Source organism: Haloplanus sp. GCM10025708 (assembly GCF_042663985.1).
GTDB classification, from domain to species: Archaea; Halobacteriota; Halobacteria; order Halobacteriales; family Haloferacaceae; genus Salinirarus; species Salinirarus marinus.
This window is the reverse complement of record NZ_JBHSZA010000011.1, coordinates 1,105,066-1,125,695: the sequence shown is the minus strand read 5'-3', so window position 1 is coordinate 1,125,695 and position 20,630 is coordinate 1,105,066. Positions and strand designations below refer to the sequence as shown.

The following is a 20,630-nucleotide window of genomic DNA, read 5'->3' as shown; positions in this document are numbered from 1 at the left end:
GGCGTCAGAACAGCGCGTCGGACTCGGGGAGTATTTCGGCGGGGCCGCCGACCTCCCAGACGGCCGTCTCGACGTCGCAGTCGGCGACGGCGGTTTCCACCTCGTCGACGTGGTCGGCGGTGGTGTTGACGTAGACGCTCGCGCCGGTGTCGGTCGAGAAGTAGGCCGGGACGCCCTCCTCGCGGAGGCCGCGGACGGCGTCGAAGATGGCGAGCGTCCGCGGCCGCCAGTAGACCCACCCCGCGGGCCCGGTCATGGTCGTCGCCGCCAGCGACAGCGAGTCGTGTTCCGCGAGTTCGAACGTCCGATCGAAGTCGGCGTCCCGGAGCGCGTCGCGCATCTCGGCGATCTGGCCGTGGATGTGGGCCATCCTCGCGTCGAACATGTGGCTCTCGGCGGCCTCCTTGTGGGCCTCCTCCGTCTCCTTGTAGGCGGGGACGAGGCCGGTGACGACCCGCAGATCGTCTTCGAGGTCGGTCTCGACGCGCTCGGACCGGCAGTCGTAATCGTTCAGACCCGTCCGGAGGTGAGAGAACGCGCCCGTGACGGCGCGGGCGGCGGAGGACGACCCGCGGCGGGCGATAGTCGAGACGTCGGGACGGGTCGCGTCGAGACCGGCGGCCTCCGCGAGCGCCATCGCCGCCGCGGCGAACCCCGACGACGACGAGCCGAAGCCGACGTTCGAGGGGAAACTGTTCTCGCTTTCGAGGCGGACGGCGTGGTCGACGCCCGCGAGGTCGCGCACGTGGTCCACGACCGCGTCGATGCGTTCCGCGCCCCGTCCGTCGACCCTGTCGCCGTCGAGGACGTAGACGTCCTCGCTCCCGTCGGGTTCGAACTCGACGGTGGTCTTGGTGTGGCTCGGGGCCGTACAGACGCTGATGCTGTCGTGATACGGGAGGCGAAGCTCCGGGTCGCGCATCCCGTGGTACTTCACGAGGCCCTGAATGGGGTGGGCCCTGGCGGTGGCTTTCATGGTCGAATCCCCGGCTGACTGGGGTTAAACGTCCCGGATGTCCGCGAGGGAGACACCCGACCGCCTCGCGGCGGCTCAGACGCCCCGTCCCGACGGCGCGTCGGGGACGTCGTTGCGTTCGACCGGCAGGCCGAGCGCCTCGATGGCCGCCCGGAGGTGGGCCGTTTCGACGTGCGTCGCGTCGTCGGCGACGCGCTTCCGGTGAGCGAGCGCGAGCACCTCGCCGCGTCTGTCGTCCGGGACGGCGAACTTGTCCGCGACGAGTTCGACGGTGAGCCCGTTCGGGTCCCGCGTGTACAGCGAGTAGAACGCGCCGCGATCGAACTCGCTGTATCGGTGGTCGGTGTCGTCGAGCCCCCGTTTCACCTCGCCGACGCGGTCGGCGTCGATCCGGAAGGCGAGGTGGTGGACCCCGCCGACGTCGGGGTCGACGGGCGTCTCGTCCGTTTCGCGGTCCGCGTCGACGAAGAAGGTGAGCAGTCGGCCGTCGCCGACGTCGAAAAAGAGGTGCTCGACCTCCGGGCGATCCAGATTCGGCTGGCGAAGCACCAGCGGCATCCCCAGCAGCCCGCGATAGAACGCGACGGTGTCGACCGGGTTGCTCCCGATGGCGGTGACGTGATCGGTGCCGGTGACGTGGACCGGTCCCTCGGTTCGGTCGGCCGTCACGGCGATGTCGTCGGCCATAGTGAACCGTACACACCGGAGAGTAAAGCAATATACGGCCAAATCGGGGGCGCTGAGACGCCCGGCCGGGAAAGCGCAGACACCGGCGGTCGGTAACGCAACCCGGAGCGTTCCGAGCCTACTCCCGGACGATCTTGCCGTCGAGGTAGGCGCGGGTCTTGTCGTTGGTCTTCTGTGTCCGCTTGCGGAACTCGACGACGCGCTGGCCGTCCTCCCGTCGGTCCGACGTCACGTCGAGCTGGAGCCCCATATCGCGGAAGTGGTCGAACAGCGCGGCGATGGCCTCCGAGTCGCCCCGGACAGTGTGGTCCTCACCGACCGCGACGCCGTCGTCGATCTCCGCGACGGTCTCCCGCATCGACAGGAGGATGGCCTCGCCGAGGTCGTGGGCGCGGTCGCGGGCCGCCTCGTCCGCCTCGTCCCACTCGACCGACTGGAACGCCTCGCGGATGACGCGCCGGAACATGAACGGCTGGCCGTAGTCGAAAGGCAGCGAGAACGCGTACGTCAGGTCGTCGACGTTCGTCGCCGACGTGGTGTACTTCAACTGCGCCGAGACGTCGCGCGTCTTCATCACCACGCCCTCGCGTCCGCGCTCGTCGAGGTCGCGGATCACTCGCTCGACCGGTTCGACGCCGGCGTCGGGATCGAACGACCCGTGGAAGGGGACCTGTGGGACGTCGTACGCCGCACACCGCTCCCGGCGTTCGGGCACCGGCAGCGACGCGCCCGTCTCGCGGTGGCGGACGTCGAACGCCCGGAACGCCAGCGAGTCGACGCCCGGGTAGTCGTGGGTGGTGTAGGGATTCTCCGGGCCGACCATCTCGCCACAGAGCATCAGGTCGGGATAGTCGTCGAAAAGGGGTCGAGGTCGAGGAGGGATTGCGCCTTCGCCGTCGTGAACGGACAGACGATGCCGCTCCGGGTGAACGCGAGGACGTCGCCGTCGAGCCGGACGACGCGGACGTTGTAGCCGTCGAGTTTCTCCTCGACGTACACCGTCTCGTCGAACTGCCGCGGGACGCCGGTTTCGAGGACGAGCGTCCGCGGGATCTTCGGGAACCCCCGAACGACGGCCCCGCCGACGAGGGCCGTCCCCCGTTCGAGAGACCGCCGGTAGTCCGGCAGGTGACGGTACGTCCGCCCGTCGTAGGTCCGCTCCTCGAAGTGGTCGAGGAGTTCCTCGAACTCCTCGCGGGAGAGCGATAGCGTCTCGTGGTAGCTCACGCCCGCGAACTACGGGAACGGGTCCCAAAAGCCTACGTCCCGGTCCCCGTCGACCGCGGCCCGTTCACTCGACGACCAGCACGCGCAGGTCGTTGACGTTCGTCCCCGTCGGGCCCGTGTCGACGACGGCGTTCCGGCCGTCGAGGTAGCCGAGGGCGTCGTTGTCGGCGAGGGCCGCCCGCGCGGCGTCCGGGTCGTCGACGGTGTCGGCGTCGACGACGGCCCCCGCGACGTCCGTTCCGCCGTCGCGACCGTCGGTGTCGACGCAGGCCAGCGTCGCACCCGCCTCGAGTTCGATTGCCGCCGCGAGCGCGAACTCCTGATTTGGGCCGCCCTCGCCGTCGCCGCGGACGGTGACCGTCGTCTCGCCGCCCGAGAGCACTACCGCCGGCGCGTCGAGGGGTTGTCCGTCGCGCCGATCTCCTCGGCGACGGCGGCGTGGGTGAGCGCCGCCTCGCGCGACTCTCCGCGGACGCTGGACGAGAGGATACAGGCGTCGTACCCCGGCTCTCGGCCGTCTCGCGGGCGGCGTCGAGCGCCGTGAATCCGTCCGCGAGGACGACGTTTCGGACGCGGTCGAACACCGGATCGCCGGCGTCGGGAGTCTCCGCAGCTCCCCGTTCGCGCCGGCCCGCAGTCGATCGCTGACCGCCTCGGGCGCGTCGACGTCGTAGCGATCGAGGATCTCGAGCGCGTCCGCGTAGGTCGAATCGTCGGGCGCGGTCGGACCGCTGGCGATGACGCTCAGGTCGTTGCCGACGACGTCCGAGAAGACGAGGCCGACCACCGTCGCGGGCGCGGCGGCGCGGGCCAGGCCGCCGCCCTTGAGCGCCGAGAGGTGTTTGCGGACGGCGTTCAGTTCCCCGATGTGCGCGCCGGAGGCGAGGAGGGCGTCGGTCGTCTCCTGTAAATCGGCGAGGGAGATGTCGTCGGCCGGGGAGGGAGGAGTGCGCTCGCGCCGCCGGTGACGACCGCGAGGACGAGCGTTCGGTCGCCGGCGTCGGCGACGAGGTCGGCGATGCGTTCGGTCCCCTCGACGCCACGCTGACTCGGAACGGGATGGTCGCCGAGATGTCTGTCGACGTACTCGCCGTCGCTCGGGTCCGGCGTGACGACGGCACCGGCCGCGATGCGGTCGCCGAGGACCCGTTCGAGGGCGTCGGCGACGCCGTCCGCGGCTTTCCCGCCGCCGACGACGAGGACGCGATCGTACTCCGTCAGATCGTAGTCGACGCCGTCGACCGTGAGGACGTCGCCGTCGACCGAGAGGGCGTCGACGACGACGCGTTCCGGGTTGGCGGCCTCGATTCCGTCGCGGACGCACGCCAGCGCGGTTTCGCGCGCCGCGGTGGTCGCGATCGAGTCGACGTGTTCGAACATACTCACCCCGTCTCCGACAAGGGTAAAAAGCGTGCCCAAGTACCCCACTCCAATGAGCGAACACGCGGCGTCCGAGGGACGCGTTCGCGTCGTCGGCACGGCACACGTCTCCGCCGACAGCGTCCGCGAAGTCGAGGACGTCATCGCGGACGAACGGCCGGACGTCGTCGCGGTCGAACTCGACGAGGGGCGATACCGCCAACTGCAGGGCGGGACCCCGACGACATCGAACCCGGGGACCTGCTCCGGGGCAACACCGTCTTCCAGTTTCTCGCCTACTGGATGCTGTCGTGGGTGCAGGCCCGGCTCGGCGAGAAGTTCGACGTGAAACCGGGTGCGGACATGCTCGCGGCCGTCGAGACGGCCGAATCGCTCGGCATCGACGTCGCGCTGGTCGACCGCGACATCCAGACGACCATCCAGCGATTCTGGGCGCGGATGACGTTTCTCGAGAAGCTACGGGTCGCCGGCGGTCTCGCCTTCGGCGTCACCGACAGCCGCGTCGTCGGCGTCATGCTCGGCGTCGTCGTCGGCGTCTTCCTCGGCCCGCTCGTCGGCCTGTTCGGACCCTCGTTCGGCCTGACGGGGCGCTCCTGACGCGCGTCACCGCCGGCGTCCTGCTGGCGCTCGGCTCCGGATTCGTCCTCCAGACGGTCGGTGAGCGCTTCCTCGGCCCGGACGAGAGCCTCGCGTTCGGTATCGGCGGCGGCCTCGCCGTCGGCCTCGTCGCCGGCGTCGGCCTCGGCGTCGGCACGGGCGTCGCCGCGGGACTCGGCTCGTTCGCCGTGCGGGCCGTCGGGAGCCTGGCGATCGGCCTCGCTGTCGGACTGGTCGTCGGCCTCGTCGCCGGCGTCGTCTTCGGCGAACTCGGCCTGGCCGAAGCCGACGACGTCGAGGAGTTCGACATGGAGGCGCTGACCGACTCGGACGTCGTGAGCGTGATGATGGAGGAGTTCCGCCAGTTCAGCCCCGGCGGCGCGCAGGCGCTCATCGACGAACGCGACGCCTACATCGCCCACAACCTCCACGACCTGCGCTCGTCGGGACGGGACGTCGTCGCCGTCGTCGGCGCGGGCCACCGCGACGGCGTCGAGAGCTACCTCGCGAACCCGGAGACGCTCCCGCCGATGGAGTCGCTGGTCGGCGAGTCGAAAGGCGGCGGCTTCCCGTGGGGAAAAATCGTCGGCGGTGCCGTCTCCGTCGCCTTCGTCGGCTTTTTCGTCCTGCTGGCGATGGCCGGCGTCCGCAACGGCTTCCTGCTCCAGCTGTTCGCGGCGTGGTTCGTCGTCAACGGCGTCTTCGCCGCCGGCCTCGCCAGGCTCAGCGGCGCGCGCTGGCCGTCGGCGCTCGTCGGCGGGGCCGTCGCGTGGATGACCTCCATCAACCCCTGCTCGCGCCGGGGTGGTTCACGGGCTACATGGAACTCCGGCACACGCCCGTCAACGTCGCCGACATCGGACGCCTGAACGAACTGCTCTCCGACGAGGAGACGCCCATCCGACAGCTCGTCGGCCAGATGTTCGACGTGCCGCTCTTCCGACTCATCATGGTCGTCGCCATGACGAACGTCGGGAGCATCGTCGCGAGCCTCCTGTTCGTGACGTACGTCCTCCCGCTCTTCGCGGCGAACCTCGGCGGCGTCGACGGCGTCACGAACCTGATGCTGGAGGGCGCACGTAACAGCGCCGAACTCGTCTGGAGGTCGCTGACGTGAACCTCTCGTTCAGTCCGCGCGAACTCCGTGACCTGCTGGTCGCGTGGGTCGTCCTCGGGTTCGCCTTCGCCGTCTTCTTCGCCGGCGGCGGTGGCGGCCTCGTCTCCGTCTTTCGGGGCGGTCTGTTCGGCCCGCTGGTCGTCAGTTTGCTCACCGCCGGTCTGGGATTTCTCCTCCACGAACTCGCGCACAAAGTCGTCGCCGTCCGCTTCAACCAGCTCGCCGAGTTCCGTGCCGACTACGGGATGCTCTTTCTCGCGGTGATGAGCGCGCTCGTCGGATTCATCTTCGCCGCGCCCGGCGCGGTCCACCACCGCGGCCGCATCACCGAACGGGAGCACGGCCTCATCGCCCTCGCGGGCCCCGTGACGAACCTCCTGCTCTCGCTTCTGTTTCTCGCCGTCGTCGTCGGCGGCGCGCTCGTCGGATCGCCGGGCGTCCGCTTTCTCGGAGCCCGCGGCCTCGCCATCAACCTCTTTCTCGCCGCGTTCAACATGCTCCCGTTCGGGTCGCTCGACGGTCGCACCGTCCTCGGGTGGAGCAAGGCCGTCTTCGCGCTGGTGTTCGTCCCCGCCGTGGGACTGACGCTCGTCGTCGTCTTCGGACTCGGCGTCGGCCTGTCGTGATCCGCGGGCCGGTCGTCACCCGACGCTGACGCGACTACCTGACGACGGTGACCGGGACGCGCACGCGACGAACCACCGTCTCGGCGACGCTCCCGAGGAGCAACCGGTCGAGGCCCGACCGGCCGTGACTCCCCATGACGACGTGGTCGACGTCTTCCTGGTCGACGTAGTCGACGATCTCGCGCTCCGGCTTGCCGACGACGAGTTCGGTCCGGAGCTCGCAGTCGGTCTCGCCGACCCGCTCTCGCGCCCGGTCGAACATCGACTCGGCCGCCGATTCCGCCGTCTCGAACCACTCCTCGGCAGGGTCGGACCGCCCTTTTCCGCCTCGTAGACGACCTCCATCGGATCGACGACGTGCAGTAGGGTGACGTCCGCGCCGGCGTGTTCGTCGACGGCGTGTTCCAGCGCCCGATAGGACAGCTCCGAGTCGTCGAGCGGGACCAGAACGTGTGACGACATGGCTCGGGGTACTCGTGCCGGCGGCAAATAACCACGCCGGTCCCGTTTCCGAACCCTTTTTCACTGACTGATCAGTCAGTTAGTACGTGAGCAGCGAGTCGACCGAGGAGTCGGACGACATCATGTGCGCGACGTACCGCGCGCTCTGTCGGCACGGGTACGCCGACCTGACGATGCAGGACATCGCCGACGAGTGGAACAAGAGCAAGGCGGCCCTTCACTACCACTACGACACCAAACAGGGGCTGTTGCTGTCGTTTCTCGACTATCTCTTCGATCAGTATCGCCGTCGCGTCGCCGACCCGTCGGGCGACGACGCCCGAGAGCGGCTCCTGTCGTTTCTCGACGCGTCGCTCGCCCCGTCCGATCGGGACGCCTCCCGGGAGTTCCAGACGGCGGCCCTCGAAATCAAGGCGCAAGCGCCGTACGAGGGGGCGTTTCGCGACCGGCTCGTGGAACTCGACGAGTTCGTCCGGCGGCGGGTCCGTGAACTCGTCGCCGCGGGCGTCGAGGACGGGTCCATCCGGGGGACGTCGACCCCGCCGCCGCCGCGACGACCGTCGTCACGCTCCTCGACGGCGCACACACCCGCCGGGTCGCGCTCGGCGCGTCCGTCGACGAGGTGCGCCAGCCGCTCTACGAGTACGTCGAGAATCGACTGACCGACGGGAGGAGCGAATGAATCCACGGACGCTCCTCGACAGGGTGTTCAAGGGCCGCGACGAGGTGGACCTCACCTCCGGCGACATCGGGGGCCGCTGTTCTACCTCGCCTTGCCCATCGTCATCACGAACCTCCTCCAGACGGCGTACAACCTCGCCGACACCTTCTGGGTCGGCCAGTACAGTACCAACGCCCTCGCGGCCATCAGTTTCGCCTTCCCGCTGGTGTTTCTCCTCATCGCCCTCGGGATGGGTGTCTCCGTCGCGGGCAGCGTCCTCGTCGCGCAGTTCGTCGGCGCGGACGAGGAACGGGAGGCCGAGTACGCCGCCTCGCAAACGGTCGGCTACGCCTTCCTCCTGTCGCTCGTACTGGGTGCCGGTGGCTACCTGTTCGTCGAGGACGTCATCGGACTGCTCGGAGCCGAACCCGACGTGTTGCCGCTGGCGACCGACTACATGCAGATCATCTCGTTGGGCATCGTCTTCATGTTCGGCTTCTTCGTGTTCATCTCGCTGATGCGGGGCTACGGCGACACCATCACGCCGATGCTCGTCATGTTCGGGTCGGTCGTCCTCAACATCGCCATCGACCCGTTCGTCATCTTCGGGTGGTGGGTGTTCCCCGAGATGGGCGTCGAAGGGGCGGCTCTCGCGACCGTCTTCTCGCGGGCGCTGGCGATGGCCGTCGGTCTCGGCATCATGCTCTCGGGCCGGCGTGGCGTCCGTATCAGACCCGGAGAGATGTTCCCCGACCTCGCGTACGGGCGAAAGCTCGCCCGCGTCGGCCTGCCCGCCTCCGTCGAGGGGACCGGGCGAGCGCTCTCGATCAACCTCCTGATGGCGATCGTCGGCACCTTCCCCACGACGGTGGTGGCGGCGTTCGGCATCGGGACGCGCGTCTTCTCCGTCATCTTCCTGCCGGCGATCGGCGTCGCCCGCGGCGTCGAGACGATGGCCGGACAGAACATCGGTGCCGGCGAGGAGAACCGCGCGGGGAGACGGCGACGTTCGCCGCGAAAGCGACGTTCGTCATCCTCGCGGCCGTCGGCGTCGTCGTCTGGGTGTTCGCCGGACCGATCATCGGCGTCTTCACCGACAACCCCGACGTCGTCGCCGTCGGGGCGGACTTCCTCCGTTACGTCGCCCCCACGTTCGGCTTCATCGGCGTCATGCGCTCGTACAGCGGCGCGTTCCGCGGGGCGGGCAAGACGCTCACGGCGGCGGCCATCTCGATTCTGATGCTCGGCGTCATCCGGCTTCCGTTCGCCTGGGTCGCCGCCGAACCGCTCGGCTCGTCCGGCGTCTGGCTCTCCTTCACCGTCTCGAATATCGCCGGTGCGGCGATCGCCTACCTCTGGTTCCAGCGCGGCACCTGGCGGTCGGCGGACCTCACCGGCACGAAACACGAGGACGCCGTCGACGGCGTCGTAGACGACTGACACCTTCGGCTTTATTTAGTGGCCCGTGGTAACGTTGGCCATGGCATACATAGTCAAAATGCCGAAACTGGGGCTGGAGATGGAGCAGGGGACGGTGCTGGAGTGGCACGTCGGGGAAGGGGACGCCGTCTCGGATGGTGACCTGATCGCCGAGATCGAATCCGAGAAGAGCGTCGGCGAGATCGAGGCCCGCGAGGACGGCGTCCTCCGGCGGATCGTCCTCCGCGAGGACGAGGTGGCCGAACCCGGAACGCCGATGGGCATCGTCGCCGGCGCGGACGAGGACATCTCGACGCTGGAAGCACAGCTCGAAGCCGAACTGGACTCGGGCGAGACGGCCGAGCCGACCGAGGAGGAGACGAGCGCGACGGCTGCCGAATCCGGCGGTGGCGACGGCGGCGGCGAATCCGTAACGGCGACGCCGCGAGCCAGGAGACGCGCCGAGGAACTCGGCGTCGACCTCTCGTCAGTCGACGGGACCGGTCCACAGGGGGCCGTCACCGAATCGGACGTGGAGACGGCCGCCGAGAGCGACGGTGAAGGGGGCGAGACTGGCGGCGCGTCGCGAACGCTCGTCGAGGAACGGCCCTTCTCGGGGATGCGGCGCACCATCGCCGAGCGACTCGGCGAGAGCTATCGGAACGCCGTCCACGTCACGGAACACCGGACGGCGGACGCCGAGGAACTCCTCGCGGCGACCGACGCGGCCGAGGAGGCGCTCGGCGTCGACGTCTCGCTGCCGGACGTGTTGCTGGTCGCCCTCTCGGCGGCGCTCTCCGAGCATCCGGCGTTCAACGCCACCTTCGAGGACGACACCCACCGCCTCTACGAGGAACACAACGTCGGCGTCGCCGTCGACATCGAGGCGGGTCTCATCGCTCCCGTCCTCCCCGACGTCGGGTCGAAGTCGCTCGCCGGCGTCGCCTCCGAGCGCCGCGAACTGACCCGGCGCGCCCTCGACGGCGACTACACGACGGCCGACCTGCGCGGGGGACTTTCACCGTGACGAACCTGGGCGTCCTCGGCGTCGAGTCGTTCGACCCGGTCATCAATCCGCCGCAGGTGGCCATCCTCGGGGTCAATCGGGTTCTCGAACGGCCGGTCCGCGGCGACGACGACGGCGTCGAGTGGCGACGAGCGCTCCCGCTCGACCTGTCGTTCGACCATCGCGTCGTCGACGGGGCGGACGCCGCCCGATTCCTGGGTACGCTAGTCGACCACCTCGAAGACCCTTGGCCGCTCCTCCCCGACGGCGTGTCTCGCTGGGATACGTCCGGTCCGGCTCGGGCATCGCCTCCAGGTTCGCCGCCGTCTCGAAGACGACGCCGTTCATCGCGTCCGCGGTGTCGAAATACCAGTACCCCACGCCCGCGAAGTTCCCGCTCTGGACGACGGGCATCCCCGCGTCCTCGAAACGCTGGACGACGTCTTCCACGTCGTCGAACGCGAAGCAGGCGACGTGGTGGAGACCCTCGCCGTGTTCGTCGAGGTGTTCGGTGTAGAGGCTCTCGCCCTCCAGCGGTTCGATGAGTTCGATCATCAGGTCGCCCACGTACGCCAACCCGAGTTTCATCGAGTAGTCGTGGGACTCGCCGCGGTAGGTCCGCTCGGTCAGGCGCGGCGGTTCGAACCGGTACACCTCCCACGGTCCCACGCCGAGGAGAGAACCCATTCGTTGCATGCCGTCGTCCAGGTCCTCGACGACGACGGCGACCTGACTCACCTCCGGGATTTCGACGCCGGTGTCTGGTAGCGCTTCCGACATGTTCTCCCCGACGCGCTCCGACTATATAATGTTAGATGGTTAACTATACGTCGAAGCCGCCTCGGTCGGCCGCGGCGGCGAGCGTCCGTTCCACCTGGACGACGTACGGACCGTCGGCCGACGGCGACATGGCGACTTCGGCGTCGGTCACCTCGACGTCGCGTTCGCCGTCGACGCTGACGACGCCCGTCTCCACCTCGAAGACGAACTCCTCGCCGTCGTCGAGGAGTCGGTAGTCGGCGACGCCGACGGGTTCGAGGACGCCGGGGACGGTGACCGCGTCGACCGTCCGTGGCGTCTCGTCGGGCGGGCCGAGGCGGACGCCGACGCCGCCCGGTGCGTCGGGCGGGTGGCGGACGACGCCGCCGACGATGCCCGACAGGCCGATTTCGTGCGGGCCGGCGCGGGAGACGACGCCGCCGACGAACTCCTCGCCGTTGAGGACGGCGCGGGTGCCGACGAACGGGCGGTCGACGACGCCCATCGTGGCGAGGCTCCGTATCGACCGCTTCCGCTCGGGTTCGGCGATCGTCGCCTCGACCGTCGAGTGTCGGATGGCGACCTCCTCGATCGGGACCGTCCCGTCGGCGACGAACGCCGCGGCGACGCCGGCGACCGCCCCGTCGACGTGGTCCGGGACGACGTTGTTCGTCCCCGTCGAGACGGCCACCAGGGGGACTGATCCGACCGCCGAGACGACGTCGCGAACCGTGCCGTCGCCGCCGAGGACGACCGCGACGTCCGTCTCGTCGCGAAAGCGGGCCGCGGCCAGTCGCGTGTCCTCGCGGGTTCCGTGGGTCGGGACGTCGAGGAGCGTCGCCGACACCTCGTCGGGCGATTCCGAGACGGCGTACTCGCCGATACCTGCTTCGTCCGGTGCCACCAGGACCTCGATGCCGGGGTGGACCGACAGGCCTTCGAGGACCGACGCGGCGGCGCGGCGCTTGGCGTAGTTGTCGCTGACGACGGCACCGCCGGTGAGGCGACGGATGTCGCGTCCGGCGGCGGGGTTGGCGACGAGGCCGACGCGGGCCACGCGTCAGACGACCCTGTCGATGGCGGTTCGCACGTCCGCCGCCTGGGGCAACACTTCGTCTTCGAGCGGCGGGCTGAACGGGATGTGCGTGTCCGGAACGCCCACGCGCTGTGGCGGGGCGTCGAGGCTGAAAAAGCCGCTCTCGACGACGCGCGCGACGACTTCGGCGTGCGTGCCGTACGAGAGCGGGCTCTCGTCGGCGACGACGAGTCGTCCCGTCTTCTCGACGCTCTCGACGATGGCGTCGGTGTCGAGGGGTAGAGCGACCGGGGGTCGACGACTTCGACGCTCACGTCGCCTTCGAGTTCGTCCGCCAGCGAGAGCGACTCGCCGACGAGTCGCTGGGTCGCGACGACGGTGACGTCCTCGCCCTCGCGTTCGACGCTCGCCTCGCCGATGGGGAGGGTGAAGTCGGCGTCCGTCGGCATCTCGCCCTCCCGTTCGTAGATCATCTTGTCCTCGAAGAACATCACCGGATCGTCCGACCGGATGGCCGACTTCAGGAGCCCCTTGGCCGCCTCGGGCGTCGCCGGGGCGACGGCCTTGATTCCCGGGAAGTGCGCGAACCACGTGTGGAGCGTCCCCGAGTGCTGGCTGGCTGCTCCCATGCCGCCGCCCTCGGTGGTGCGGATCGTGATGCCCATGTCCGTCTTCCCGCCGAACATGTAGCGCATCTTCGCCATCTGGTTCAGCATCTGCTCGGCGGAGACGCCGAGGAAGTCCGAGAACATGACCTCGACGACGGGGCGCATCCCCGTCGCCGCCGCGCCGACGCCCGCGCCGACGAAGCCGGCCTCGCTGATGGGCGTGTCGCGGACTCGCTCCTCGCCGAACTCGTCGGCTAACCCCTGTGTCACTTCGAAGACGCCGCCGTAATCCCCCACGTCCTCCCCCATCAGGAAGACGCCGTCGTCGCGTTCCATCTCCTCGCGGAGGGCGGTGCGAATCGCCTCCCGGAAGGTCGTCGTCGCCGTTCGCTGATCGGTCGCTTGCGCCATTATCGGTCACCTCCGCGTTCGCCGCCGTCGGCGCGGAGTCGTTCGGCGAACTGTGCGATCTCCGGAGCCGGGTCGGCGAACATGTCCTCGTAGGCGTCCTCCGGCTCGGGTTCGGGCGCGTCGCGGGCGTACTCGACGGCCTCCTCGACGGTCGTCTCCACCTCCGAACGCATCGCCTCGAACTCCTCTTCGGTGATCTCGCCGCGGTCACGGAGGCGCTGGAAGAACGTCTCTATCGGGTCGCGTTCGCGCCACTCCTCGACGTCCTCCTCGTCGCGGTACGGCTGCGGGTCGCCCTCGAAGTGGCCGCGATATCGGTACGTGACGGCCTCGACGAGCGTCGGCCCGTCGCCGTTCCGGGCCCGCGTTCGCGCCTCGGCGACGGCCTCGTTGACGGCGGTGACGTCCATCCCGTCGACCGTTATCCCGGGGATGTCGTACGCCTCGGCCGTCTCGCTCAGGTTGTCGAGGTGGTGTTGCTCCTCGACCGGCGTCCCTTCGCCGAACTGGTTGTTCTCGATGACGAACACCGCCGGGAGCGACCACGTCGCCGCGAGGTTGAGCGCCTCGTGGACCTGGCCCTGCGCGACGGCCCCGTCGCCGAAGAACGCGAGCGCGACGCGGTCCTCGCCCCGCTGGTCGATGCCGAGAGCCGCTCCCGTCGCGAGCGGCGGCCCCGCGCCGACGATGCCGTTCGCTCCGAGCATCCCCGCGTCCACGTCGGCGATATGCATCGACCCGCCTTTCCCCTTGCAGTAGCCGTCGCGCTTGCCGAGCAGTTCGGCCATCATCCGCTCGGGGTCCAGCCCCTTGGCGATGCAGTGGCCGTGGCCGCGGTGCGTGCTCGTGATGTAGTCGTCGTCCTCGAGGGCGCTACACGCCCCGACGGCGACGGCCTCCTCCCCGATGTAGAGGTGGACGAACCCCGGTATCTCGCCGTCGGCGAACAGCTCGCTCGCGGTGTCGTCGAATTCGCGAATCGTACACATCCGCCGGAGGGCCTCCAGTCGCCCCTCCGCCGTTTCTATGTTCATTGTTCCCATGCCACGTCCCACTTCGTGTGAATCTAACATAACTTTTTGTGTAAGATTCCGTATCTCCCTCGACGGTCTCCCCGAGCGGGCCGTCGAGGGAACGACTGACGGACTCGGGCCCGTTCGGAGCAGTCCGAGGCGGTGGCCGATCGCGCCGGCCGGGTTCCGCTCACGCCGACGACGCGGCGCGGTCGCCGTCAAATAGTATAAGACACCTGTTTTCGTACTGGTAGTATGAGCACAGCGCAGTCACGCGAGCCCGTGTTTCGGATACGCGAACAGGCCCCTCGGAGACGGTCGTCGCCGGCTTCTCGTCGTTCGGTCTGGCCGGGCTGACGGCCGTCGACTTCCTCGTCGACCACCTCGAACTCGAACAGACGGGTCACGTCGCCGCCGATCAGCTCCCGTCGATCACGCCGTTCGAGGCCGGGACGCCGCGGCACCACTCCCGGTTTTTCTCCCGCCCCGACCTGGATTTGACCGTCTTCGTCAACGAACTGTTCCTGCCCGCGTGGGCCGCCGGTCCCTTCGCTGACGCGCTCCTCGCCTGGACGGAGACGAACGACGTCGAAGAGATCGCCATCCTCTCGGGCGTCCCCTTCGCCCATGGCCCGGACGAACACGCGACGTTCTACGTCGCCACCGAGGACTACCAGGCCCGCCGCCTCGACGGCGTCGACGTCGACCCGATGAGGGAGGGCTTTCTCGACGGCGTCAACGCCAGCCTGATGTCGGAAGGGATGGACTCGTCGCTCAGAACCGGCCTGTTCGTCACGCCGGTCCACGCCCAGGTCCCCGACGTGGAAGCGGCGATTCGCCTCATCGACGCCTTCGAACGGGTGTACGGCTTCGACGTCGACTCCGGGCCGCTGGAGGCGTTCGCACGGGAGGTCGAGCAGTACTACCGCGAACTCTCGACCCGCCTCGCCGACGTCGAGGAGCAACACGTCCCCGAAGACCGGATGTACATGTGATCACAGCCACTCCTCCTCGCGGAAGTACGCGAGCATGACGAGCGCGACGAGGAACATCCCGACCACGACGGCGGGGTAGCCGTACGTCCACCCGAGTTCGGGCATGTTGTAGGGGCTGTCGCCGAAGTTCATGCCGTAGACGCCGACGACGAACGTCAGCGGCAGGATAATGGTGGCGACGACGGTGAGCCGTTTCATCACCTCGTTGGTCGACTGCGAGAGCGCGTTCAGGTAGATGTCCCGGGCCCCGATAGCGAGATCGCGGTACGTCTCGACGAGTTCGACCAGTTGGACGAGGTGGTCGTAGACGTCGCGGTAGTACCGCTCGGTGCTCTCGTCGACCTGTTCGCTGCCGCCCCGCGAGAGGACGCCCACGGCGTCGCGCATCGGCCAGAGGATGCGTCGCACCGACAGCAACTCCCGGCGGATGCTGGTGAGGACTTCGAGCGTCTCCGCGTCGGGTTCGTCCACGATGGCGTCTTCGACCGCTTCGATGTCGTCCTCGATCTCGTCGAGGATGTCGAAGTACTCGTCGACGACGCGGTCGACGACGCGGTAGGCCGAGAAGTCGGATCCCCGGCCGAGCAGTCGCGGATCCTCTCGAAGGACGCTCCGCCAGATGGCCTCGACGGCCGGGACCTCGCTCGTCGTGAGCGAGACGAACCAGCCGTCGCCGACGAACAGGCCGATCGGTTCGTCGCGTATCTCCTCTTCGAACGTCGTCTCCCCGCGGCGCAGGACCGCCGTCCGCACGAGGACGAACGTGTGAGACTCGAACTGTTCGGCCTTCGGGCGGACGTCGCTCTGGACGTCCTCGATTTCCAGGGGGTGGAGATCGAACACGTCCGAGACGAGGTCGAGTTCGTCCGCGTCGGCGTCGGTGACCCGGACCCACGTCGTCCCCGTCGCCGTCCGTGCCTCGTCCAGTTCCGCCCGCGACGTCACCTCGTGGGGTTCGACCGCGCCGTCACCGTAAATCTGGACCCGGATCACGTCGCATCACCGCCCGCGCCGCCGATAGCGACGAGCGTGATGCCGACCATGAGCGCCGTTATGGCGAAGGCACGCCCCGGATAGGTGACCAGCATCCCGACGACGTACCCCGCGAGGCTGACGGCGGAGAGACCGACGCCGAGCCCGAACGTCCGATTCATGCGACGAGCCACGACGGCGACGTACAAATATCGTCGCGTTCGGTCGGACAAGCGGAGCGCTTTTGCGCCGCGCGCGCACCGATTCGTGCATGAGCGACGACGCGGACCCCGAAGAGGGACTCACCTACGCCGAGACGGGCGTCGACATCGAGGCGAGCGAAGCGGCGACGGCCGCACTGGTCGGGGCCGTCGGCGAGAGCGAGGGGACTACGCCGGCCTCCTCGACATCGGCGACCGGTATCTCGCTCTCGCCACCGACGGCGTCGGGACGAAACTCCTCGTCGCCGAGGCGCTCGGCGACTACTCCACGGTCGGCATCGACTGCATCGCCATGAACGCCAACGACCTCGTGGCGGCGGGCGTCCGCCCGGTGGCGTTCGTCGACTACCTCGCCGTCGACGAACCCGACGAGACGTTCGCCGAACAGATCGGCGACGGCCTCGCGGCGGGCGCAGCGGCGGCGAATATCGAACTCGTCGGCGGCGAGACGGCGGTCATGCCCGAAGTCGTCAAGGGGCTGGACCTCGCGGGAACCTGCGCCGGGTTGGCGGCGAAAGACGCCGTCTTCGCCGGCGAGGCCGACCCCGGCGACGCCCTCGTCGGCTTCCGCTCCTCGGGGATTCACTCCAACGGCCTGACGCTCGCCCGGACGGCCGTCACGCAGAATCACGACTACGCCGACCCCTGTCCGTTCGGGGAGTACGACACGCTCGGCGAGGCACTGCTCGAACCGACGCGCATCTACACGGACCTGCTGGACCCGATGCGCGAACACGGGGTCCGGGCGGCCGCTCACGTCACCGGCGGCGGGTGGACCAACCTCGAACGCCTCGGCGACCGGAGATACGTCATCGACGACCCGTTCGACGCCCACCCCGTCTTCGCGTTCGTCCAGTCGGAAGGCGGCGTCTCCGACGAGGAGATGCACCGGACGTTCAACATGGGGACCGGCTTCGTCGCCGCGCTCCCGCCCGAAAACGCCGAGGCGCTGGCGGACGCGACAGACGGGCGGGTCATCGGTCGCGTCGAGGAAGGGGACGGGTCGGTGTCGGTTCGCGGACTCGACCTCAGGAGCGAACGTGGGCTACGTCCGCCTCGGTGATGATGCCGACGGCTTCGCCGCCTTCGGTGACGATGACTGCCTTGTCGTAGTCGAGGTGGTTACTCACCTTCTCGACCGAGTCTTCCTCGAGGCGGTGGGGAACTGCTCGCTCATGATCTCGGCGACTGCCATCTCACCCACATTTTCTCCCTCTGCGTGGCGGATGTCACTGAAGCTGATCGAACCGATTGGGATTCCGTTCTGGATCACGGGGAGCTGGGAGACGGCGAAATCTTCCATCTTCTGTTCGGCCTCGCGGACGGAGTCGTCGGGCGAGACGCTGACGAGGTCCGTGTTCATTAGGTCTTCCGCGTGAATGACGCCACCTTCTGCCTCGTTCAAGGCCTGAACGATGCGGCGGAGCGTCGAGAGCCGTGGATCCACGTCGCCGCCTTCGATGCGGGCGATGAGCGGTTGGGAGACGCCCGCCCGTTCGGCGAGCGTGCTCTGGGTCAGATTCAAATACTCGCGCCGATTCTTCAGATCTTCGGGCGTCGGGAGTTCCATATCCGGAATAACCCTGGGTTATTAGAAAAGGTTTCGGGACGGGAGGCGGCCTCAGTCCTCGGCTTCGATCTCGACCACGTCGATGACCGAGAGGGGACGTCGCGGAGCGCGCCGCCGACTTCGCTCTTGGCGATGCGGGAGGCGTGTTTCTCGCCGTCGGCGTTGAACACGTCGATTTCGAGGAGGAGGCCGACGAGCGCGGTGTTGGCGGCGATGAACGCCGAGTCGAACGGTTCGCCGCAGGCGGGGCAGGTGGTGGCCCCGACTTCGACTTCGACGTACTCTTTGTCCTGTTCGTTGAGGCGACGCCCCGCCTCGCTGACGGCGACACCGATGGCGTCGTCGACGTCTTCTACGTCGCGGACCAGCCAGGCCGCCTCCATGGCGACGAGATAGTTACTCATACAGATACTCAGGGTGCGCGGGGTTTCGTGTCTTGTGGTTCGACGGTGGCCGTCGCGACGAACCGTCTACCGTCCCACTGGAACGAGACGTAACGGCGACGATGTTACGCGGACAAAACGGCCGAATCGCGGCGTGTGGCGAACATTAATCACCCATTAGCCGCCACTTGTTAGCGCGGTGGACAGATGTTAGGGAAAGGGGAACATAGGGGTGCCACTGACGAATGGTACGCGGACGAGAGCGACGCCGACGACGAGTCGGAGCGGACGCTCGACGAACCGACGGAACACGAAATCTTCGACATCATCGCCAATCGGCGGCGGCGATACGCGCTCCGGGCCCTCGCCGGGTCGAACTCCGGCATCTCGCTCGGGGCGCTCGCAGAACGGGTCGCGGCCCGGGAGAACGGAACGACGGTCGATCGGGTGTCCACGGACGAACGCAAGCGCGTCTACACGGCGCTACAGCAGTCTCACATCCCGAAGATGGAACGCACGGGCGTGGTGCGATTCGACCAGGAGACCGCCCGCGTCGTGCCGACGACGTATCTCGACGCGGTAGACCAGTACCTCGACGCCGGCGGTGCCGGGACCCGACGGTGGAACCGATACTATCTGGCGCTCGCGCTCGTCGCCGGTGGGGTCGTCGCGGCGTGTGCGGCCGGGGTCGCGCCGTTCACGACGCTCGGGTGGTTCGCGCTCTCGGTGGTCGCGCTCTCGGTGATCGCGCTCGCTCACACGTACTCCGCGCGGTCCACCGGGGCGAACGACGCGTCGGTGGAACTCGACCGCTGAGCCGCCTCGCCGGAGGCGGATTCGCGCCGGGATCTGCCCTGCGTGCGGCGTCACGAGACGACCGGAGTCGGGGCGCATCCGACGCCAACGCCGTCACCGGGCGAGCGCGTCCACGAAGTCGTCGTACGCGAGCTGTACGACGTACTCGCCGACCATCCGCGCGCGCTCCCAGTCCTCGTCCGCACACCGCACGTCGAGAAGCTCCAGGCCGTCGTCGACGACGGCCGCCGTCTCGGCCCGGAGATCGCGGAACAGATCGGCTCGCGTCGTCGCCGCTCGGCCTTCGAAGAACGCGACGAGGCGAGCGTGGGTCCGCAAGCTCACGATCGGCCGGGCGACCATGCCGCCGGCGATCCGTTCGACGGCGTCCTCGCGGCCGCGGAGGTACGTGTGCATCGGCCCGGCGTCCTCCGCGTCGAACGCGTCGGCGGCGCGATCCGCGCACCGACTGTCCGGCGTACCGCGTTCGACGACGCGTCGGAAATGTTCGTCCTCCTGTCGGGCGACGGCGTCGAACGCCTCTCGGACGTCGGGATCCGATTCGTCGTCGGCCCACGTTCGGAAGGTCTCGCGCGCGGCGTGCTCGCTGCGTGCCGCCGCCCGCAGCACCGACGCCGCGTCCCGCTCACCGTCGGTCACCGCGTCGACGAAGTCCGGCGACTCCAGTCGCGCGAGTTCGTCGGCTTTCGCCTCGACGAGCGCGTCCCGGAACGTCGCCCCGTCCATACCCGTCAGTCGTCGTCCGCGGCGGCCGCGCCCATCGCCGCGGCGTCCTCCTCGATGCTCGGGGGTACTTCCCGCGGTCGAGGACGAGGTCGCTCTGCGGGCGCGCCATGCAGGTGAGCGCGTACTCCTTGGCTTCCTCCTCGGTGAGCGCGCGCGCCGCCGGCTGGACGACGTCGCCTTCGACGATCTTCGCCGAACAGGCCAGACACATCCCGACGCGACAGGAGTACTCCTGTGCGATGCCTTCGCGGAGACAGGCCTTGAGGATCGTCTCCTTGCCGGAGACGTCGATGGTCTCGCCCGTCCCGACGAACTCGACGGTGTAGTCGGTCATACACCGCGATATGCAGGACCCCAGCAAAACTCTTTATCCACCGACGCCGGAATCCGCCGCAATCGAGCCCGCGGTCTGTGGCGGCTCAGGACTCCGCGCTCCGCTGGCGGACGGTCATCACGGGGACGTCTACCGACCGAACCACGCGCTCCGTGACGCTTCCGAGGAGGTACCGGTCGATGCCCTTCCGGCCGTGCGTGCCCATGACCACGAGGTCGACGTCGTTCGAGTCGACGTAGTCGACGATCTCGCGGAAGGCGGTGCCGGTCACGACCGCCGTCTGCACCTCGACACCCGCCTCGTCGGCGGCCGATTCGACCTGTTTCACCGCCTGCTCGCCCTCCTCTTGGAGTGCGTTGAGGACCATCTCGCTCCCCGCCTCCATCGTCACGTACGGCCCGACGTCGACGACGTAGAGGGCGTGTAGTCGCGCGCCGTACTGCGAGGCGACGTCGACGGCGTGGGTGATCGCCTCCTCGGCGGCCGTGCTTCCGTCCGTCGGGACGAGAATATCGTCGTACATGCGTCCACGTACGCCGGGGCGGGGTTAGAAACTATGGACGAAATCGGGCGCGCCCGACGGCCGGTCCGTCGAAGCCGAAAGGCTTCTACCGGGGCCGATGGATGG

The 20,630-nt window shown here is 68.6% G+C and carries 13 protein-coding genes and 12 pseudogenes; 8 read left to right on the top strand and 17 right to left on the bottom strand.

Annotated features, from left to right (window positions below; all coding sequences use genetic code 11):
* Nucleotides 1-4: 4 nt before the first annotated feature.
* The 5 genes and pseudogenes from mvaD to ACFQJD_RS09250 form a co-directional block, all read right to left on the bottom strand.
* Complete coding sequence (gene mvaD / locus ACFQJD_RS09270) at nt 5-976, bottom strand: phosphomevalonate decarboxylase MvaD (protein ID WP_379797739.1); 972 nt, start codon at nt 974-976, stop codon at nt 5-7.
* A 75-nt stretch (nt 977-1,051) separates the two neighbouring features.
* On the bottom strand, nt 1,052-1,663 hold the full coding sequence (locus ACFQJD_RS09265) for a VOC family protein (protein WP_379797737.1): 612 nt from the start codon (nt 1,661-1,663) through the stop codon (nt 1,052-1,054).
* A gap of 118 nt (nt 1,664-1,781) precedes the next feature.
* Entirely contained in the window at nt 1,782-2,501 is a 720-nt protein-coding gene (locus tag ACFQJD_RS09260; protein ID WP_379797735.1) for an RNA ligase, read from the bottom strand.
* The gene (locus ACFQJD_RS09255; RefSeq protein ID WP_379797733.1) at nt 2,501-2,890 is read right to left on the bottom strand and encodes an RNA ligase family protein; all 390 of its coding nucleotides are present in this window, start codon (nt 2,888-2,890) and stop codon (nt 2,501-2,503) included. The genes ACFQJD_RS09260 and ACFQJD_RS09255 overlap by 1 nt, the downstream gene beginning before the upstream one ends.
* Nucleotides 2,891-2,954: 64 nt before the next feature.
* A pseudogene (locus ACFQJD_RS09250) lies at nt 2,955-4,270 on the bottom strand (glycerate kinase type-2 family protein).
* Between the two features lie 52 nt (nt 4,271-4,322).
* Here ACFQJD_RS09250 and ACFQJD_RS09245 point away from each other — a divergent pair.
* Both ACFQJD_RS09245 and ACFQJD_RS09240 read left to right on the top strand, forming a co-directional pair.
* Nucleotides 4,323-5,984 (top strand): annotated as a pseudogene (locus ACFQJD_RS09245) (TraB/GumN family protein).
* Nucleotides 5,981-6,610, top strand: coding sequence for a metalloprotease (locus ACFQJD_RS09240; RefSeq protein WP_379797731.1), 630 nt, complete (start codon nt 5,981-5,983; stop codon nt 6,608-6,610). The pseudogene ACFQJD_RS09245 and the gene ACFQJD_RS09240 overlap by 4 nt, the downstream one beginning before the upstream one ends.
* A gap of 34 nt (nt 6,611-6,644) precedes the next feature.
* Here the strand turns inward: ACFQJD_RS09240 and ACFQJD_RS19355 are convergent.
* Nucleotides 6,645-7,072: pseudogene (locus ACFQJD_RS19355) on the bottom strand (universal stress protein).
* Between the two features lie 86 nt (nt 7,073-7,158).
* On the opposite strand from ACFQJD_RS19355, the gene ACFQJD_RS09225 reads away from it, so the two are divergent.
* The 3 genes and pseudogenes from ACFQJD_RS09225 to ACFQJD_RS09215 all read left to right on the top strand — a co-directional run.
* Nucleotides 7,159-7,734 (top strand): TetR/AcrR family transcriptional regulator, encoded by a 576-nt coding sequence (locus ACFQJD_RS09225; RefSeq protein ID WP_379797727.1) that lies wholly within the window; start codon nt 7,159-7,161, stop codon nt 7,732-7,734.
* 16 nt (nt 7,735-7,750) lie between these two features.
* Nucleotides 7,751-9,173 (top strand): annotated as a pseudogene (locus tag ACFQJD_RS09220) (MATE family efflux transporter).
* A 40-nt stretch (nt 9,174-9,213) separates the two neighbouring features.
* Nucleotides 9,214-10,475 (top strand): annotated as a pseudogene (locus ACFQJD_RS09215) (dihydrolipoamide acetyltransferase family protein); the annotation flags it as partial.
* Here the strand turns inward: ACFQJD_RS09215 and ACFQJD_RS09210 are convergent.
* The 4 genes and pseudogenes from ACFQJD_RS09210 to ACFQJD_RS09195 all read right to left on the bottom strand — a co-directional run.
* Nucleotides 10,438-10,938 (bottom strand): annotated as a pseudogene (locus ACFQJD_RS09210) (VOC family protein); the annotation flags it as partial. The pseudogenes ACFQJD_RS09215 and ACFQJD_RS09210 overlap by 38 nt on opposite strands.
* Nucleotides 10,939-10,981: 43 nt before the next feature.
* Nucleotides 10,982-11,974: an NAD(+)/NADH kinase gene (locus ACFQJD_RS09205; RefSeq protein ID WP_379797725.1), complete on the bottom strand. Its 993-nt coding sequence runs from the start codon at nt 11,972-11,974 to the stop codon at nt 10,982-10,984.
* Between the two features lie 3 nt (nt 11,975-11,977).
* Nucleotides 11,978-12,972, bottom strand: a pseudogene (locus ACFQJD_RS09200) (alpha-ketoacid dehydrogenase subunit beta).
* A complete protein-coding gene (locus ACFQJD_RS09195; protein ID WP_379797723.1) occupies nt 12,972-14,015 on the bottom strand; it encodes a thiamine pyrophosphate-dependent dehydrogenase E1 component subunit alpha in 1,044 nt (347 codons plus the stop codon). The pseudogene ACFQJD_RS09200 and the gene ACFQJD_RS09195 overlap by 1 nt, the downstream one beginning before the upstream one ends.
* Nucleotides 14,016-14,284: 269 nt before the next feature.
* Between ACFQJD_RS09195 and ACFQJD_RS09190 the strand changes: the two are divergent.
* Nucleotides 14,285-14,980 (top strand): annotated as a pseudogene (locus ACFQJD_RS09190) (proteasome assembly chaperone family protein); the annotation flags it as partial.
* On the opposite strand, the gene corA reads toward ACFQJD_RS09190, so the two are convergent.
* Together corA and ACFQJD_RS09180 are read right to left on the bottom strand one after the other, a co-directional pair.
* Complete coding sequence (gene corA, locus ACFQJD_RS09185; protein ID WP_379797721.1) at nt 14,981-15,973, bottom strand: magnesium/cobalt transporter CorA; 993 nt, start codon at nt 15,971-15,973, stop codon at nt 14,981-14,983.
* Nucleotides 15,970-16,134, bottom strand: a complete 165-nt coding sequence (locus ACFQJD_RS09180; protein WP_379797719.1) for a hypothetical protein — start codon at nt 16,132-16,134, stop codon at nt 15,970-15,972. The genes corA and ACFQJD_RS09180 overlap by 4 nt, the downstream gene beginning before the upstream one ends.
* Nucleotides 16,135-16,223: 89 nt before the next feature.
* Here ACFQJD_RS09180 and purM point away from each other — a divergent pair.
* A pseudogene (purM, locus tag ACFQJD_RS09175) lies at nt 16,224-17,236 on the top strand (phosphoribosylformylglycinamidine cyclo-ligase).
* Here purM and ACFQJD_RS09170 read toward each other — a convergent pair.
* Nucleotides 17,202-17,743, bottom strand: a pseudogene (locus ACFQJD_RS09170) (CBS domain-containing protein). The pseudogenes purM and ACFQJD_RS09170 overlap by 35 nt on opposite strands.
* Nucleotides 17,744-17,794: 51 nt before the next feature.
* Nucleotides 17,795-18,147 (bottom strand): annotated as a pseudogene (locus tag ACFQJD_RS09165) (DUF555 domain-containing protein).
* 186 nt (nt 18,148-18,333) lie between these two features.
* Between ACFQJD_RS09165 and ACFQJD_RS09160 the strand changes: the two are divergent.
* Nucleotides 18,334-18,942: a DUF7344 domain-containing protein gene (locus tag ACFQJD_RS09160; protein ID WP_379797718.1), complete on the top strand. Its 609-nt coding sequence runs from the start codon at nt 18,334-18,336 to the stop codon at nt 18,940-18,942.
* 93 nt (nt 18,943-19,035) lie between these two features.
* Here ACFQJD_RS09160 and ACFQJD_RS09155 read toward each other — a convergent pair whose 3' ends face one another.
* From ACFQJD_RS09155 to ACFQJD_RS09145, 3 genes and pseudogenes are all read right to left on the bottom strand, one after another.
* Nucleotides 19,036-19,668 carry a rubrerythrin family protein gene (locus tag ACFQJD_RS09155; protein ID WP_379797715.1) on the bottom strand — a complete coding sequence of 211 codons (633 nt, stop codon included), beginning with the start codon at nt 19,666-19,668 and terminating at the stop codon, nt 19,036-19,038.
* Nucleotides 19,669-19,673: 5 nt separating this feature from the next.
* A pseudogene (locus ACFQJD_RS09150) lies at nt 19,674-20,002 on the bottom strand (2Fe-2S iron-sulfur cluster-binding protein).
* Nucleotides 20,003-20,087: 85 nt separating this feature from the next.
* Nucleotides 20,088-20,525: a universal stress protein gene (locus ACFQJD_RS09145; protein ID WP_379797713.1), complete on the bottom strand. Its 438-nt coding sequence runs from the start codon at nt 20,523-20,525 to the stop codon at nt 20,088-20,090.
* Nucleotides 20,526-20,630 lie beyond the last annotated feature (105 nt).

What these genes read in the sequence shown, in the direction of transcription:
- mvaD (WP_379797739.1), bottom strand. Translation starts at nt 976, where the DNA reads ATGAAAGCCACCGCCAGGGCCCACCCCATTCAGGGCCTCGTGAAGTAC.
- ACFQJD_RS09265 (WP_379797737.1), bottom strand. Translation starts at nt 1,663, where the DNA reads ATGGCCGACGACATCGCCGTGACGGCCGACCGAACCGAGGGACCGGTC.
- ACFQJD_RS09260 (WP_379797735.1), bottom strand. Translation starts at nt 2,501, where the DNA reads ATGCTCTGTGGCGAGATGGTCGGCCCGGAGAATCCCTACACCACCCAC.
- ACFQJD_RS09195 (WP_379797723.1), bottom strand. Translation starts at nt 14,015, where the DNA reads ATGGGAACAATGAACATAGAAACGGCGGAGGGGCGACTGGAGGCCCTC.
- ACFQJD_RS09180 (WP_379797719.1), bottom strand. Translation starts at nt 16,134, where the DNA reads ATGAATCGGACGTTCGGGCTCGGCGTCGGTCTCTCCGCCGTCAGCCTC.
- ACFQJD_RS09160 (WP_379797718.1), top strand. Translation starts at nt 18,334, where the DNA reads ATGTTAGGGAAAGGGGAACATAGGGGTGCCACTGACGAATGGTACGCG.
- ACFQJD_RS09155 (WP_379797715.1), bottom strand. Translation starts at nt 19,668, where the DNA reads ATGGACGGGGCGACGTTCCGGGACGCGCTCGTCGAGGCGAAAGCCGAC.
- ACFQJD_RS09145 (WP_379797713.1), bottom strand. Translation starts at nt 20,525, where the DNA reads ATGTACGACGATATTCTCGTCCCGACGGACGGAAGCACGGCCGCCGAG.